This is a genomic window from Endozoicomonas sp. ALD040, from assembly GCF_049275945.1.
GTDB lineage: Bacteria > Pseudomonadota > Gammaproteobacteria > Pseudomonadales > Endozoicomonadaceae > Endozoicomonas_A.
The window spans coordinates 2094006-2110731 of record NZ_CP184829.1 but is presented as its reverse complement, the minus strand read 5'-3'; the positions used below and the strand labels follow the sequence as shown (position 1 = coordinate 2110731).

General features: G+C 45.8%; 10 protein-coding genes. 3 read left to right on the top strand and 7 right to left on the bottom strand.

The genetic code is table 11. The annotated features are described in order from the left end of the window. Positions 1-46 precede the first annotated feature (46 nt). The gene (locus ACOJUN_RS07045; RefSeq protein WP_422135951.1) at positions 47-1693 is read right to left on the bottom strand and encodes an F-box/WD repeat-containing protein; all 1647 of its coding nucleotides are present in this window, start codon (positions 1691-1693) and stop codon (positions 47-49) included. Between the two features lie 376 nt (positions 1694-2069). Here ACOJUN_RS07045 and ACOJUN_RS07040 point away from each other — a divergent pair, with 376 nt between their 5' ends. Then, positions 2070-3272 (top strand): hypothetical protein, encoded by a 1203-nt coding sequence (locus tag ACOJUN_RS07040; RefSeq protein ID WP_422135950.1) that lies wholly within the window; start codon positions 2070-2072, stop codon positions 3270-3272. 482 nt (positions 3273-3754) lie between these two features. Then, positions 3755-4954 (top strand): hypothetical protein, encoded by a 1200-nt coding sequence (locus tag ACOJUN_RS07035; protein ID WP_422135949.1) that lies wholly within the window; start codon positions 3755-3757, stop codon positions 4952-4954. 51 nt (positions 4955-5005) lie between these two features. Here ACOJUN_RS07035 and ACOJUN_RS07030 read toward each other — a convergent pair whose 3' ends face one another. Beyond that, positions 5006-6511 (bottom strand): hypothetical protein, encoded by a 1506-nt coding sequence (locus ACOJUN_RS07030; RefSeq protein WP_422135948.1) that lies wholly within the window; start codon positions 6509-6511, stop codon positions 5006-5008. A 243-nt stretch (positions 6512-6754) separates the two neighbouring features. Then, positions 6755-8404, bottom strand: coding sequence for an F-box/WD repeat-containing protein (locus tag ACOJUN_RS07025; protein ID WP_422135947.1), 1650 nt, complete (start codon positions 8402-8404; stop codon positions 6755-6757). Positions 8405-8890: 486 nt separating this feature from the next. Here ACOJUN_RS07025 and ACOJUN_RS07020 point away from each other — a divergent pair, with 486 nt between their 5' ends. Then, entirely contained in the window at positions 8891-9487 is a 597-nt protein-coding gene (locus ACOJUN_RS07020) for a hypothetical protein (RefSeq protein WP_422135946.1), read from the top strand. 32 nt (positions 9488-9519) lie between these two features. Here the strand turns inward: ACOJUN_RS07020 and ACOJUN_RS07015 are convergent, their stop codons facing one another. The 4 genes from ACOJUN_RS07015 to ACOJUN_RS07000 form a co-directional block, all read right to left on the bottom strand. Then, entirely contained in the window at positions 9520-11169 is a 1650-nt protein-coding gene (locus tag ACOJUN_RS07015; RefSeq protein ID WP_422135945.1) for an F-box/WD repeat-containing protein, read from the bottom strand. A gap of 162 nt (positions 11170-11331) precedes the next feature. Then, a complete protein-coding gene (locus ACOJUN_RS07010) occupies positions 11332-13041 on the bottom strand; it encodes an F-box/WD repeat-containing protein (RefSeq protein ID WP_422135944.1) in 1710 nt (569 codons plus the stop codon). A 174-nt stretch (positions 13042-13215) separates the two neighbouring features. After that, the gene (locus tag ACOJUN_RS07005) at positions 13216-14787 is read right to left on the bottom strand and encodes an F-box/WD repeat-containing protein (RefSeq protein WP_422135943.1); all 1572 of its coding nucleotides are present in this window, start codon (positions 14785-14787) and stop codon (positions 13216-13218) included. A 173-nt stretch (positions 14788-14960) separates the two neighbouring features. Further along, positions 14961-16667, bottom strand: coding sequence for an F-box/WD repeat-containing protein (locus tag ACOJUN_RS07000; RefSeq protein ID WP_422135942.1), 1707 nt, complete (start codon positions 16665-16667; stop codon positions 14961-14963). Positions 16668-16726 lie beyond the last annotated feature (59 nt).

Genomic DNA, 16726 nt, shown 5'->3' with positions numbered 1-16726 from the left:
TATAATGGAAGTTCAAAAGAGTGAGGTCAGTGGAATGATTCGATCATCAATCCTTCTTTCGCAGTTCAGTGATTCTCACCTTGTTATCTTTAGTGACGGTCACCAGATTTCGGCTATCGGTGCTGAAACTGGCTGAGGTGACTTTATTGTTGTGTTGAATGGTGGCTTTTTCCCGCCATGATCCATCGAGTTGCAGGCCACTGATTTTCACCATGTTGTCATCACTGGCAGTCACCACATGGAGGCAATCGGCACTGAAGTTAGCTGAGTTGACCGCCCCTTTGTGGGTAATACAGGCTTGCTCTTTCCATGACCCATCGTCCTGCAGGCTATAGATTTTCGCCGTGTTATCTTTACTGGCGGTCACCACATGGCGGCAATCGGCGCTGAAGTTGGCTGCGAAGACCTCACTATCATGATGAATCCTGGTTATTTCTTGCCATGATCCATCGTCCTGCAGGTGACAGATTTTCGCCGTGCGATCACTACTGGCGGTTACCAGATGGCAGCTGTCGGCGCTGAAGCTGGTAGAGTTGATCAGGCCCCTGTGACTAAAAGTGGCTTTTTTTACCCATGATCCAGCGGCCCCCTGACCATAGATTTTTACACCTGCAGCTAAACCGGAGATCACCAGATGACGGCCATCGGAGCTGAGCCTGGCCGAAGCGATATATCTTTCATGAATAGCGCCCTCTACTGCCCATGAGCCATCGTCCAACTGACTACTGACTTTCACGCTATCCACACTGACGGTCACCAGATTGCACCCATCAGCGCTGAAGGTGGCTGAAGTGATCATTCCTTTATGGGAAATAGTGTTTTTTACTCCCCATTGTTCATCTTCGTCCAGGCCATAGATTGTCGCTGTGTTATCGTCACTGGCGGTTACCAGATGTTGGCCATCGGGACTGAAGTTGACTGAATAGCTCCAGCCATAATGGCCAACGGTGGTTTTTTGTTGCCAGGATCCATCGTCTCCCAGACGATAGATTTTCGCTGTTTTATCGTAACTGACGGTTACCATATGGCGGTCATCGGGGCTGAATTTGGTTGAGGCGACAACACCCTTATGGGAAATGACGGCTTTTGGTTCCCATGATCCATCGGTTTTCTGGTGGTAGATTTTCGCTGTTTTATCGTCACTGGCGGTTGCCAGATGGCGTTCATCGTGGCTGAAGTTGACTGTCTGGACTTTTTTATCATGGATAATTTCGATTTTTTCCACTAACTTGAACGTTTTACATTGAGACATCAGTTTACTGTTGATGAAAAATAACTGAGCAGGAAAATAAATATTCTTTTGTTGTTCCATGAGTGACTCGACCGTGCTCATATCCGCAAACGCCTGCACCCAATTACGAAGTTGTTGCTCATCTTTTGTCCTGACGATGGTCTTTAGTTGAGATTGAAAGGGTGAAGGAAACTGGCGAATCCATGCTCTTTCCAGCGTTCTATTATTTTCAACAAGATCGTGAAAATATTTGCATACTCTTTTTAAACGGGTAATCTCGCGAAGACCCAAATAGCGAAAAATCAGGGACTTTTCTAAATCGGGCAGATCAAAGAATGGAGATTTACTTTTCTCATAGACAATCACTTCCCTGCCGATACTGAAACCTGCAGGTGCTTCCTCCCGCTGTGGTTGCTGAGGTGTTGAACTGTCATTGCCGGAATTGATGTTTAAAGGGTTCATATCGGGCTCCTCCAAAGCGCCTGAGTCAGTTTTAATCCTTGCTCAGAAAGGGTAATCAAAATTTGTTCAATTCTGATGGAGTTGGAGTCGGTTTTATAATGGAGGTTCATAACATTAAGGCCAGCGAAACTGACAAAAAAAACAGAGTCCTGATTCGTGAAAATGATAGAAAGGTATTTTTTTATTAAGATCGTGAAAATATTTGCATACCCTTAGGCTTTCAAATGGTCTGTTTATATTTTTTACCTGAATGCCCGTATTCATGACTTGGGTGCAATTCCGTACATTAAAAATGCCGCACTTTCCCGGGAACATTTTATTTTCTGCCATGTCTAAATTACGTGTCCTGAATTATCCAGCTTTCGAAGGTGAAAAATTGAAAAAGACATGGAAACCATCCGGTATAAGAAAATATCTGGTGGGTTCGCTGTTCTGCTTTGTTTCAAGCGCTATTGCCAGTTCTGAACCGAGTATTGACGCTGTGCTTGCGGAATTGAATTCAAGGACAGAACCTGTGAACTATCAAAAAGTCAGGCGTCTGGCTGGCGGGCGCGGCCCCATTTACTCCATTGATCAGTACCCTGGTTATATTCTGAAAATCGACCGGGGAAATTTAGGTCGAGTGCTCTCTGCCAGGTCATTTTTTGAGGCTTTTGGCTTGAAACACCTGTTTGTTCCACAAATGCTCCCAATGATCGTAGGTGGTCAGCCGATGTTGCTTACAGAGCGGGTCAACATACCAACAGATAGTTTTGCAAACTATATGGAGTACAGTCTGAACCGCAAAGGTTATAGTGATGCTATTAAGGATCTGACGGCGCTGGCCTGCATGAGGGGTATTCCTGACTTTACCATTAATGGAATGCTGACAGGAGAGCGTATTCGTTACGATAATATTCCTCCTTTTCAAACAGTGGATAACAATGGCAATACTCAATACAAGGTCGCTATGATTGACCTTGATTATTACGATGACACTGTACCCGTCCGCCGCCCCCCTGCATTAGAGACTGTTCGCGAAGTTGCGGAAGCTTTTCCCTGGGCTTTGGACGATATTCTGGAAATCGCTTCCTATCATCAAAGCTGCTTACTGACAGGTGATGAGATCCGTTGGTTGCGTGATTTCGCTTATCAGCAGTCAATCAGAAGGTACACAATGTATGAAGAATATCATGATTATCTGTTAGCCAAAGGCATTAATCCGATGTCAGCTTCCGTGCACCTGGATACACTCTATCAGGAACCCGGGGCGTTCAAACTGACATTGAGGCACGACTATGATCCAGAGGTTTTTAATCTGGCAGAGGCTGTTTACAATACAGCGAAAGAGAAAATGCGAGTTAAGAAAAAACAGAATGTTAAAGGCTATGCTGCCCGTATCAGCTACGTGAACAGTTGTGCCCTTGAATACCTGAGATATATTCAACAGCAGTATATAGATGCCTATATGGATTACAATAAGGGTATTGAACAAGGTAATGAATTATTGTTGAAAGCAGTTGCTTTATTAGAAGAAAACAAACTGATTTACAGAGCATCTGTTGATCGGAATCGAATGGATATGCTGATTTATTTTTGAGTCGGTTTTATAACGGAGGTTCATAACATTAAGGCCAGCGAAACTGACGAAAAAACAGATTCCAGATTCGTGAAAATGATAGAAAGGTATTTTTTCATTAAGATCGTGAAAATATTTGCATACCCTCAGGGTTTCAAATCGTCTATTTATATTTTTTACCTGAATGCCCGTATTCATGACTTGGGTGCAATTCCGTACATTAAAAATGCCGCACTTTCCCGGGAATATTTTATTTTCTGCCATGTCTAGGAGGCTGACCGAGAATAGACTGCCCTACTGCGGCGGCAGCAAATTGGTCTGAAAATCCGCTTTTGTTCGTCAAATAGCTCGCTATTCTCCTCACAAAACCGAATTTTCATCCTCAATTTTCTGCCGTCCTCGCTACGGGCGCTATTCTCGGTCAGCCTCCTAGTCTGCGTGTCCTGAACTATCTTTGTCCTGAATTATCCTTTCTGAATTATCCAGCTTTCGAAGGTGAAAAATTGAAAAAGACATGGAAACCATCCGGTATAAGAAAATATCTGGTCGGCTCGCTGTTCTGCTTTGTTTCAAGCGCTATTGCCAGTTCTGAACCAAGTATTGACGCTGTGCTTGCGGAATTGAACTCAAGGACAGAACCTGTGAACTATCAAAAAGACAGGCGCAAGGTTGGCGGATACGACCTCATTTACTCCATTGATCAGTACCCTGGTTATATTCTGAAAACCGACCAGAGAAATTCAGGTCGAGTGCTCTCTGCCCGGACATTTTTTGAGGCTTTTGGCCTGGAACACCTGTTTGTTCCAAAAATGCTCCCAGTGATCATAGGTGGTCTGGCGATGTTGCTTACAGAGCGGGTCAATATACCAACAGATTGGTTTGCACACTATATGGAGTACAGCCTGAATCGCAAAGGTTATCGTGATGCTATTAAAGATCTGACGACGCTGGCCTGCCTGAGGGGAATTCCTGACTTTACCATTGGTGGAACGCTGACAGGAGAGCGTATTCGTTACGATAATATTCCTCCCTTTCAAGCAGTGGATAACAATGGCAATACTCAATACAAGGTCGGTATGATTGACCTTGATCATTACTCTGACACTGTACCCGACCACCGCACTGCATTAGAGATTGTTCGCGATGTCGTACAAGCTTTTCCCTGGGCTTTGGACGATATTCTGGACATCGCTTCCTATCATCGAAGCTGCTTTCTGACAGGTGATAATATCAGTTGGTTGCGTGATTTCGCTTATCAGCAGTCAATCAGAAGGTACAAAATGTATGAAGGATATCATGATTATCTGTTAGCCAAAGGCATTAATCCGATGTCAGCTTCCGTGCACCCGGATACACTCTATCAGGAACCCGGGGGGTTCAAACTGACATTGAGATACGACTATGATCCAGTGGTTCCTAATCTGGCAGAGGTTATTTACAACACAGCGAAAGACAAAATGCGAGTTAAGAAAAAACAGAATGTTAAAGGCTATGCTGCCCGTATCAGCTACGTGGATAGTTATGACCTTGATTACCTGACACATATTAAGCAGCAGTATTTAAATACACATATGGATATTAAAAAGGCTGTTGAACAAGGTCATGCATTATTCTTGAAAGCTGTTGCTTTATTAGAGGAAAACAAACTGATTTACAGAGCATCTATTGATCGGGATCGAATGGATATCCTTATTTATTTTTGAGTGTAAACTCTCGGCGACCAGCAATTGAATATTTACTTTTCTCATAGACAGTCACTCCCTGCCTGCACTGAAACCCGCAGGTGCTTTCTCCAGCTGAGGTTGCTGAGTTGTTGGCGAGAGTGAACTGTCATTGCTGGAATTGTCATCGTTTTCAGCAAAGAGGGTTTTCCGGATAATCGCTTCTGCTTTTTCCCGGATAAATGATTCGGTTTGATTGTTCTTTTTTAACCAATCCGTGAAGTCACGTTCGAACGCTTGCCATTGCGAGCCAAGCAGTTGTTGCAACGAGACTCTGCTGGCCAGGCTTTTCGTGAGAGAACTTTTCCTGGGGTTATAAGCTAAGCTCGCACAAGCCGTTCTCCAAGGGCCCATCAAAGAACCATATTGCTCATTTCCCGGAATTGCACAAAACTTTTTCACTGCATTCAACATTCCCCAAAATAGATCCTCTTTTTTATAGGGCTCAGCGATTGGGATTTTTCCTTTGGCAAGAACATCGGAGAGACTGATATCACCGGAACTCCAATTGATTACAGAACCTTGTTGTAAAAGATCAAAGTCACTATTTACTATTCGACCAGGGGTAATAATGTGTATATTTTTTTCCTGCTCACCATCGGGATTTTGGAAAGTCATGATCACATCTTTTTTATCATCACTGTTGATTTTGAATACCTTAACAGACTTATAGGGAAAAAAGTCCGGCTGCTGTTCAGAGAAATACTCGCTGACGTGGCCCGGATTAAGCTGCTGAGAGCTGACTAACACCACATCTCTGTCGTTGTTTGCTTCCATCAGCACCAGAATTCTCAGCGCCTGAGCAAGAAAATATTTAGCATGACCATAGACAAAATAAAATACGCTCTGGTCATTCCCATCACTGCTTTTGCTCAGTGGATTAGCGCAATACTTACGCAGTAAATCGTCCTTGAATACAGTGTCAGGGTATGTATTTTCCATCAGGTATAAACGCTGACAGCTAAAACCCATATCAATCTCTTCTATTCCATGACGGCCTTTTTTACTATATTCTCCGCTTTTGAGTTCATATTCACTAACACCCACAGTTTTGCTGGCAAATTCACCATGGCTGTTTGCCAAGGGCGCTATCAAACCACTCGGGCCATGCAAGATAAAATCGGCCTCATGCAGCAATTGACGGACTTCCTCTTCCTGATGCACTTTGTCTAACTGCTGCTGTTCAGGTGGCCGGTATATTTGTCGACGGCGACCATCCAGAATGAAGGTTTTAACGTCGTCAAAGGTGGCAATGGATCTTAATCGATTCAGCTCATCAATGTCAGCGGCATGGTGTTCAAAGACAAATGAGCAAGTTGCTTCAGGAAAGAGTTTCCTGACATATCCCAACTCCCTTACCCCGGATGCAATATCACCATACCCCCTCTCTAAAATGGTATCGCTCATGTACTGCCGGGTAGCAACCACAATTTTGATGGTTCTGTTCTTAAAGTTTGGGCTACCTTTTGATTCAGGCTCATTTAAAAACCTTGTCAGGTCTTTACTAAAAAGTTCTGAATTAAGCTCTGTAACATTCATGTTTTTTCTTGGCTCCTCAATATTTGTATTTTTCTTAGCAGGGCATAACAAAAAATGTATCCAAACCTTTTCAGAAACATCACTCTTTTAACTTGGATTAATAATAAAAATAAATCCCTGACATAAATGACAGCTACAGTGACAATGCTTTAGGCGATTAAGAGGTTACAGGCGTTGCCGAGTTCCAGATGAGATGTTGAACGATTAAGTGATTGCTGCTAGCCGACGACGAACATTCGATCATCAAACGTCCTTCTGTAGTTCAGTGATTCTTGCCGAGTAATCACTGAAGGTCACCACATGTCGGCCATCGACACCGAAGGCGGCTGAGCCGAGACCGATAACACCCCTGTGGGAAATAATAGCTTTTTGAAGCCATGATCCATCGGCCCCAAGACCATAAATTTGCGCCGTTGCGTCCTTACTGGCGGTCACTACAAGACAACCATCGGTACTGAAGGTGGCTGAATAGATCCTGTCTTTGTGAGAAATGGTGGCTTTTTCTACCCATGATCCATCGGTCTCCAGACGATAGATTTTTGCCGTGTTGTTAGTAATGGTGGTCAACAAATGGCGACTATCGGCGCTGAAGATGGCTGAGTGGACCGGGCTCTCGTGAGGAATGATGGCTTTATTTACCCATGATCCGGCCAGCAGACCATAGATTTTCGTCGTTTTATCTTCACTGGCGGTCACCACCTGAGTGCCATCGGTGCTGAACTTGGCTGAATAGACACTGCCATCATGCTGAATCTCGTCTGTTTTTTTCCATGACCCATCGTCCTGCAGGCCATATATTTTTGCCTTGCCATCCCTGCTGGCAGTTACCACATAGCCGCCATCGGCGCTGAATTGGGCCGTCATCACCCAACCATTATGGTTAATGGTGCCTTTTTCGTTCCAGGAGTCATTGGCCTGCTTACCGTAGATTGTCACAGAGTATGTAGAGTAGATCATCAAATGACGGCCATCGATGCTGAAGCTGGCCAGACCGGCTTGAGTATTATGGTTAATAGTGGTCTTTGCTTGCCATGATCCATCGTTCTCCAGTCTATAGATTTTCAACTTTTTATCCAAACCGGAGGTCAACACATGATGGCCATCTGCACAGAAGGTGGCTGAGCAGACCCCATCTTCATGGGAAATTGTGAATTTTAGTTTCCATGATCCATCTTCCTCCATACCATAGATGACCGCATTAACGCGACTGGCGGTTAGCAGATGGCGGCTATCGGGACTGAAGGTGGCTGATGTGACGTTATGGGAAATGTTGGCTTTAACTTTCCATGATCCATCGTTCTCACGGCTGGAGATTTTCAATATATTATCCAAACAGGCGGTCACCAGGTGGCGGCTATCGGGGCTTAAAGTGGCTTTGTGGATCCAGCTGGAATGGATGATTTCGGTTTTTGTCTCCAGGTTGAATTTTTCACATAGAGACATCAATTTACTATTGGTGAATAGGAACAGAGCAGGGAAATAAGCATTATCTCGTCGTTCTACAAGTGACTCGATAGTTTCATTATTCGCAAACGGTCTCAACCAATCGCGGAGTTCTTGATTCGTTTTTGCCTTAAAGATGGTCTTCAGTTGATCTCTGTGTTGTGAAGGAAATCGACGATACCATGCTCTTTCCAGGGCTTTAGAGTTTTCAACAAAATCGCCAAGATATTTGCATGTCCTCGCCAAACGGGCAATCTCGCGAAGGCTCAGATAGCGAATAATCACAGATTTTGGTTCGTCGGGCAAACGGAGGAATGAAGATTGATTTTGGGTATACAGAGTAACGTCCCTGCCTGCAGTGACACCCGTTGGCACTGCTTCCAGTCGAGGTCGCTTGGGTGTTGGCGAGACTGTACCGTCATCGCTGGAATTGTTGTTCAAAGGGTTCATATCGGGCGGGTTCCTCCAAAGCCCCAAAAATGCAGTAAGTACCTAACCAGTTGGTTTCGCATATTCTGGACGGCGGCTTTTTCCATCCTTCTGCGTTCCAACTCTGGTTGCGTAGCTAAGGCTACGCGCCCGTCGTTGCGCCTTGAAGGATGAGAAAATCCACTCGCCAGAATATGCGAAACCAACTGGCCAGGTACTTATTTATTTCCGTTTGGAAAGCGCGTTCGAAATTAAATCGATCTCTTAGACTCGGTTTTATAATGGAAGTTCAAAATAATTAAGAGAAAGAAGAGCCCTGATTCGGGTAAAGAATGGAAAGAAATTTTTTCATTGAGAGCCAAGTGCAAAAATTGCCATTGTGCTCTCGATATAACCCAGAACTGAGGGCAGCGTAGCTTTCCCCGTCAAGTGAGTTGTTAGGTGGCGTGGTTATTGGCGGGAGAGTAAGGCTTGGAGCATTTCTTTGATAGCAACAATATCAGAACCTTGCTGGTCGAGGCGCTTATCTTGCTGCTCAAGGCGCTTATCTTGCTGGTCAAACCGTTCGCTGATTTCTTTGCTCTGCTGGTCAAACCGTTCGCTGATTTCTTTGCTCTGCTGGTCAAGGCGCTTATCTTGCTGGTCAAGGCGCTTATCTTGCTGGTCAAACCGTTTGCTGATTTCTTTGCTCTGCTGGTCAAGGCGCTTATCTTGCTGGTCAAGGCGCTTATCTTGCTGGTCAAGGCGCTTATCTTGCTGGTCAAACCGTTTGCTGATTTCTTTGCTCTGCTGGTCAAACCGTTCGCTGATTTCTTTGCTCTGCTGGTCAAACCGTTCGCTGATTTCTTTGCTCTGCTGGTCAAACCGTTCGCTGATTTCTTTGCTCTGCTGGTCAAGGCGCTTATCTTGCTGGTCAAATCTCTGGTGCATCTCACCACGGGTTTGACCAAGGCCGTCAACTACGTCAGCCAGAGTGTTACGAATATGATCAATCTCTGTCGACTGAGGTTTGGGTTTCGCACTCATGGGTTACTCCTTGATAAAATGTCAAAGAGGAACAGCATAGCAGAGACTGGCACAAAGACACCTGACACTGTTTTTTAATCGGTTCTAAGCAAAAATCGCGCATTCGATCATCAATCCTTCTTGCGAAGTTCGGTGATTCTTACGCTGATATCTTTACTGACCGTCACCAGGTTTCGGCCATCGGTACTGAAGTTGGCTGAGGTGACTGCTTTCTTGTGCCTGATGATGGCTTTTTCCAACCATGATCCATCGGCCTGCAGGCCAAGGACTTTCGCTGTGTTATCATCACTGGTGGTCACCACATGAAGGCAATCGGCGCTGAATTTGGCTGAGTTGACCACCTTCTTATGGGTAATGCAGGCTGTTTCTTCCCATAATCCAGGGGCCTTCCGGGTGTATATTTTTGCGGTCTTATCATCACTGGCAGTCACCACATGGAGGCTATTGGCGCTGAATTCGGCTGAGCGAACGTTACAATCATGAGAAATCGTGGCTATTTCTTTCCACGATCCATCGGTTTGCAGGTCAAAGATTTTTGCCGTGTCATCTAAACTGACGGTTACCAGATGGCAGCTATCGGCGCTGAAGTTGGCAGATGTGATTGTGCTCCTGTGTTGAAGGGGGGCTTTTTTTACCCATGATCCATCGTCCCCCCGACCATAAATTTTTAGAGCGTAATCAACACAGATGATCGCCAGATGACGGTCATCGGGACTGAGCCTGGCTAAATAGACATAACTTTCATGAATAGTGTCCTCTACTTCCCATAATCCATCGTCCCCCTGACTACGGATCCTCACCGTGTGATCAAAGCCGACGCTCATCATATGCTGACTATCAGCGCTGAAGGTGGCTGAAAGAATCATATGATCATGGAAAATGATGGTTTTTACCTCCCATGATCCATCGTCCTCCTGACCGTAGATTTTCGCTGTGTGATCATGACTGGCGGTTAGCAGATGGCGGCCATCTGGGCTGAAGGTGGCTGATGCAACCCAATTTTCATGGGTAAAGGTGGCTTTTGGTGCCCATGATTCATCGTCCTGCTGAACGTAGATTCTTGCTGTATTATCGTGACTGGCAGTTACCAGATAGCGGCCGTCGGGGCTGAAGTTGGCTAAAACAGCCCTGTGATTATGGAAAAAGGTGGCTTTTGGTTCCCATGATCCATCGGTCTTCTGGCTGCAGATTTTCACTGTTTTATCTTCACTGACGGATGCCAGATGGCGATCATCGGGGCTGAAACTGACCGCTCTGACTTTTTTATCATGGGTCATTTCGATTTTTTCCACTAACTTGAACTTTTCACATTGAGACATCAGTTTACTGTTAATGAAAAGCAACTGAGCAGGAAAATAAGTACTCTTTTGTTGTTCTAAGAGTGACTCGACAGTGCCCATATCCGCAAACGCCTCCAACCAATGACGGAGTTGTTGCTCATCTTTTGTCCTGTCGATGGTCTTTGGTTGATAATGGTAGGGCGAAGGAAACTTGCGAATCCACGCTCTTTCCAGAACTTTATCCTCTTCAACAAGTATGCAAAGAAATTTGCATACCAGTTTTAAACGGGTAACCTCGCGAAAACCCAAATAGCGAATAATCATCGATTTTGTTACGTAGGGTAAACAGAGCAATGGCGATTGATTTTGCATGTATACACTAACTTCCCTGCCTGCACTGACAACCGTTGATGCTTCCTCAAGTTGAGGTTGTCCAGGTGTTGGCAAGTCAATACCCGAATTTCCATTAACAGGGCCCATGCCTGTCTCCTTCTAAGCTCCAGAGTTGGTATTTATCTTTGTATGAAAAAGACATTCAAAATGGATTCGACTCGGTTTCAGGATGAAAGTTCAAAATATTGGGGTCAGTGAAATCAGGAAAAAGCAGAGCTCTGATCCGGGAAAATTTTTCAAGGTCATGGATCAAAAGAGGAGACAACTAGCCTCAGGCAGTTGCTGGGTTGTGCTCATTCGATCATCATCGTCCTTCCGCAGCTCAGTGATTCTCGCACTGTAATCATTACTGACGGTCAGCACATGCCGGTCATCGGGACTGAAGTCGGCTGAGATGAATCCTTTCTCGTGTCGGATGGTGGCTTTTTCCAGCCATGCGCCGTCGTTCTGCAGACCAAAAACTTTCGCCGTACCATCCACACTGGCGGTGACCACAAGACGACCATCGGCACTGAAGGTGGCTGAGAAGACTCTGTGCCTATGGGGAATGCTGGCTTCTTCCTGCCATGATCCGTCGGCCTGGAGACCACTGATTTTTGCCGTATTATCGTCACTGGTGGTCACCACATGGAGGCAATCGGCACTGAAGGTGGCTGAGACGACTCTATTAGTGTGGGAGATACAGGCTTTTTCCTGCCATGATGCGGAGGCCTTCTGGCTATAGATTTTTGCCTTGCCGTCCCAACTGGCGGTCACCACATGGCAGCTATCGGAGCTGAAGGTGGCTGTGATGAGCAAATCATCATGACAAATTGAGGCTGCTTTTTTCCATGATCCATCGGCCTGCAGGTCATAGATATTTGCCGTGCGACCTAAACTGTAGGCTAACAGGTGGCAGCTATCGGCGCTGAAATTGGCGATTTCTGCGATGCCTTGAAGGGTGGCTTTTTCTACCCATGATCCATCGGCCCCCTTGCCATAGATTGTAACAACGTAATTTATATCGAGGATCGCCAGAAGACTCTCATCGACACTGAACCTGACCGAATGGACCAGACTGGAATGATAAACAGTCTCTTCTAATTCCCACGATCCGATGTCCCCCTGACCAAAGAATTTCACCGTGTGATCTGGACCGACAGTCAGCAAACGGCGGCCATCAGCATTGAAGGTGACTGAATTGACATTGAGAACATGAGGAATGGAGGCTTTTGCTTCCCAGGATCCATTGTCTGCCTGACCGTAGATATTGAATGTATGATGGTAACCGTAGGCTATCACGGCTAACACATGACGGCCATCAGAGCTAAAGCTGGCCGACATGACTGCATCGTTATGGGTAATAGTGTTTTTTTCTTCCCAGGTTCCACCATTCTCCTGGCCATAGATTTTCAACTTATGATCCACACTGGCGGTCAACACATGGCGGCTGTCGGCGCTGAAGGTGGCTGTGCTGATACGGTTAGAATGGTTAATTTCGGTTTTTTCCACCAGGCTGAATGCTTTACATTGAGACATCAGTTTACTGTTGGTGAAAAGGAGTTGAGCAGGAAAGTAAGTACTTTCTCGTTGTTTTAAAAGTGACTCGACAGTGTCCTCATCCGCAAACGGCGCCAACCAGTCACGGAGTTGTTGCTCATCTTTTCTCGTTATCATGGCTTTTAGTTGATATTGGTGTTGTGAAGGAAACCTGCGAAACCATGCTCTTTCCAGAGCTTTATCGTTTTCAACAAGATCGCGAAGATGCCTGCATACCTTGGCTAAACGGGTAATCTCGCGAAAACCCAGATAGCGAATAATCATTGACTTTGTTTCATAGGGTAAACAGAGCAATGGCGATTGATTTTGGATGTATACACTGACCTCCCTGCCTGCACTGACAACCGTTGATGCTTCCTCAAGTTGAGGCTGTACAGGTGTTGGCGAGTCAATGCCCGAATTGCTGTTAACAGGGCTCATGCCTGGCTCCTTCAAAACGCCAAAGTGAGTATTTATCCTTTTGGTATTAAAAAGACATTCAAAATGGATTCAACAGGTTGGACCTGGTTTTAGTATGAAAGTTCACAATATTGGGGTCAGTGAAACCAGGAAAAAGCAGAGCCCTGATCCGGGAAAATTTTTCAAGGACATGGATCAAAAGAGGAGACAACCAACCTGAGGCGGGCGTCGGGTTACACTCATTCGATCATCATCGTCCTTCCACAGCTCAGTGATTCTCGCAATGTAATTATCACTGATGGTCACCACATATCGGTCATCGGGACTGAAGTCGGCTGAGAGGACTCCATTCTTGTGTCGGATGGTAGCTTTTTCCAGCCATGCGCCATCGGTCTGCAGACCAAAAACCTTCGCCGTACCATCCTCACTGGCGGTCACCACAAAACGACCATCGGCACTGAAGGTGACTGAGACGACTCTGCCCTTATGGGGAATACTGGCTTCTTCCTGCCATGATCCGTCAGCCTGGAGACCACTGATTTTTGCCGTATTATCGTCACTGGTGATCACCACATGGAGGCAATCGGCACTAAAGTTGGCTGAGGTGAGCCATCTAAAGTGGGATATACAGGCTGTTTCCTGCCATGATGCAGAGGCCTTCTGGCTATAGATTTTTGCACTGCCATCCCAACTGCTGGTCACCACATGGCAGTTATCGCCGCTGATATCGGCAATTGCGATCTGGAGGTCTTGAATGGCGGCTTTTCCCACCCATGATCCATCGGCCCCCTTGCCGTAGATTGTAATAACGGCATATATATCGTGGATCGCCAGAAGACTCTCATCGACACTGAACCTGGCCGAATTGACCGGACTGGTATGGTAAATAGTATCCTCTAATTCCCATGATCCATTGTCCCCCTGACCAAAGAATTTTACCGTGTGATCTGGACCGACAGTCATCAAATGGCAGCCATCAGCAATGAAGGTGACTGATTTGACATTATTAACATCAGGAATGGTGGCTTTTGCTTCCCAGGATCCATTGTCCGCCTGACTGTAGATAGTGACTGTCTTATCATAACCGGTGGCTAACACATGAAGGCCATCAGAGCTAAAGCTGGCCGACTTGACTGCACCACTATGGGTAATAGTGTTTTTTTCTTCCCAGGTTCCACCATTCTCCTGGCCATAGATTTTCAACTTATGATCCCAACTGGCGGTCACCACATGGCGGCTGTCGGCGCTGAAGGTGGCTGTGCTGATACGGTTAAAATGGTTGATTTCGGCTTTTTCCACCAGGCTGAATGTTTTACATTGAGACATCAGTTTACTGTTGGTGAAAAGGAGCTGAGCAGGAAAGTAAGTACTTTCTCGTTGTTTTAAAAGTGACTCGACAGTGTCCTTATCCACAAACGGCGCCAGCCAGTCACGGAGTTGTTGCTCATCTTTTCTCGTTATCATGGCCTTTAGTTGATATTGGTGTGGTGAAGGAAACCGGCGAAACCAGGCTCTTTCCAGAGCTTTATCGTTTTCAACAAGATCGCGAAGATGCCTGCATACCTTGGCTAAACGGGTAATCTCGCGAAAACCCAAATAGCGAATAATCATCGACTTTGTGTCATAGGGTAAACAGAGCAATGGCGACTGATTTTGGACGTATACACTGACCTCCCTGCCTGCACTGACAACCGTTGATGCTTCCTCAAGTTGAGGTTGTACAGGTGTTGGCGAGTCAATGCCCGAATTGCTGTTAACAGGGCTCATGCCTGGCTCCTTTAAAACTCCAAAGTTAGTATTTATCCTTTTGTATGAAAAAGGCATTCAAAATGGATTCAACAGGTTGGACTCGGCTATAGAATGAAAGTTCACAATATTGAGGTCAGTGAAACCAGGAAAAAGCAGAACCCTGATCCGGGGAAATTGTTCAAGGTCATGGATCAAACGAAGAGACAACCAACCTCAGGCAGGCGTTGGGTTACGCTCATTCGATCATCATCGTCCTTCCACAGTCCAGTGATTTTCACACTGCAATCAAAACTGATGGTCACCATATGTCGGTCATCGGGACTGAAGATGGCTGACATGACTCCTTTCTCGTGTCGGACGGTGGCTTTTTCCAGCCATAACCCATCGGTCTGCAGACCAAAAACTTTCGCCGTACCATCCCAACTGGGGGTAACCACAAGACGACCATCGGCACTGAAGGTGGCTGGGGGTACCCTGTTCTTATGGCTAATGTTGGCTTCTTCTCGCCATGATCCATTGGCCTGCAGGCCATAGATTTTTGCCGTGTTATCTCTACTGGTGGTCACCACATGGAGGCAATCGGCACTGAAGGTGGCTGAGGTGAGCTCGTCATTGTGGGTAATACAGGCTTTTTCTTGCCATGATGAATCAGCCCTCTTGCTGTAGATTTTCGCCTGATGATCCTTACTGGCAGTGACCACATGGCAGCTATCGGCGCTGAAGGTGGCTGTGTTAACTATAAAATTATGAGAAATCGTGTCTGCTTCTTTCCATGATCCGTCGGCCTGCAGGTTAAAAATATTTACCCTGAAACCTGCTCTGGTTAACAGGTGGCAGTTATTGGCGCTGATATCGAGAATTGCGTACTGGGTGCGTTGAATGGTGGCTTTTTCCACCCATGATCCAGCGGCCCCCTTGCCATAGATTGTAACAACGGAATTTATATCGCGGATCGCCAGAAGACTCTCATCGACACTGAGCCTGGCCGAACTGACTGAACTGGTATGGTAAATAGTATCCTTTAATTCCCATGATCCATTGTCCCTCTGACCAAAGAATTTCACCGTGTGATCTGGACCGACAGTCATCAAACGGCGGCCATCAGCAGTGAAGGTGACTGATCCGATATTATGAACATTGGGAATGGTGGCTTTTGCTTCCCAGTATCCATTGTCCGCCTGACTGTAGATAGTGACTGTCTTATCATAACCGGAACTGGTGGCTAACACATGAAAGCCATCAGAGCTAAAGCTGGCCGACCTGACTGCACCGCTGTGGGTAATAGTGTTTTTTTCTTCCCAGGTTCCACCATTCTCCTGGCCATAGATTTTCAACTTATGATCCCAACTGGCGGTCACTACACGGCGGCTGTCGGCGCTGAAGGTGGCTGTGGTGATAAAGTTAGCATGGGGAATTTTGGCTTTTTCTACCAGCCTGAATTTTTTACATTGAGACATCAGTTTACTGTTGGTGAAAAGGAGTTGAGCAGGAAAGTAAGTACTTTCTCGTTGTTTTAAAAGTGACTCGATAGTTTCCTCATCCGCAAACGGCGCCAGCCAGTCACGAAGTTGTTGCTCATCTTTTCTCGTTATCATGGCCTTTAGTTGATATTGGTGTCGTAGAGGAAACCGGCGAAACCAGGCTCTTTCCAGAGCTTTATCGTTTTCAACAAGATCGCGAAGATGCCTGCATACCTTGGCTAAACGGGTAATCTCGCGAAAACCCAAATAGCGAATAATCATTGACTTTGTTTCATAGGGTAAACAGAGCAATGGCGATTGATTTTGGTGGTATACACTAACTTCCCTGCCTGCACTGACAACCGTTGATGCTTCCTCAAGTTGAGGTTGTACAGGTGTTGGCGAGTCAATGCCCGAATTGCTGTTAACAGGGCTCATGCCTGGCTCCTTCAAAACGCCAAAGTGAGTATTTATCCTTTTTGTATTAAAAAGACATT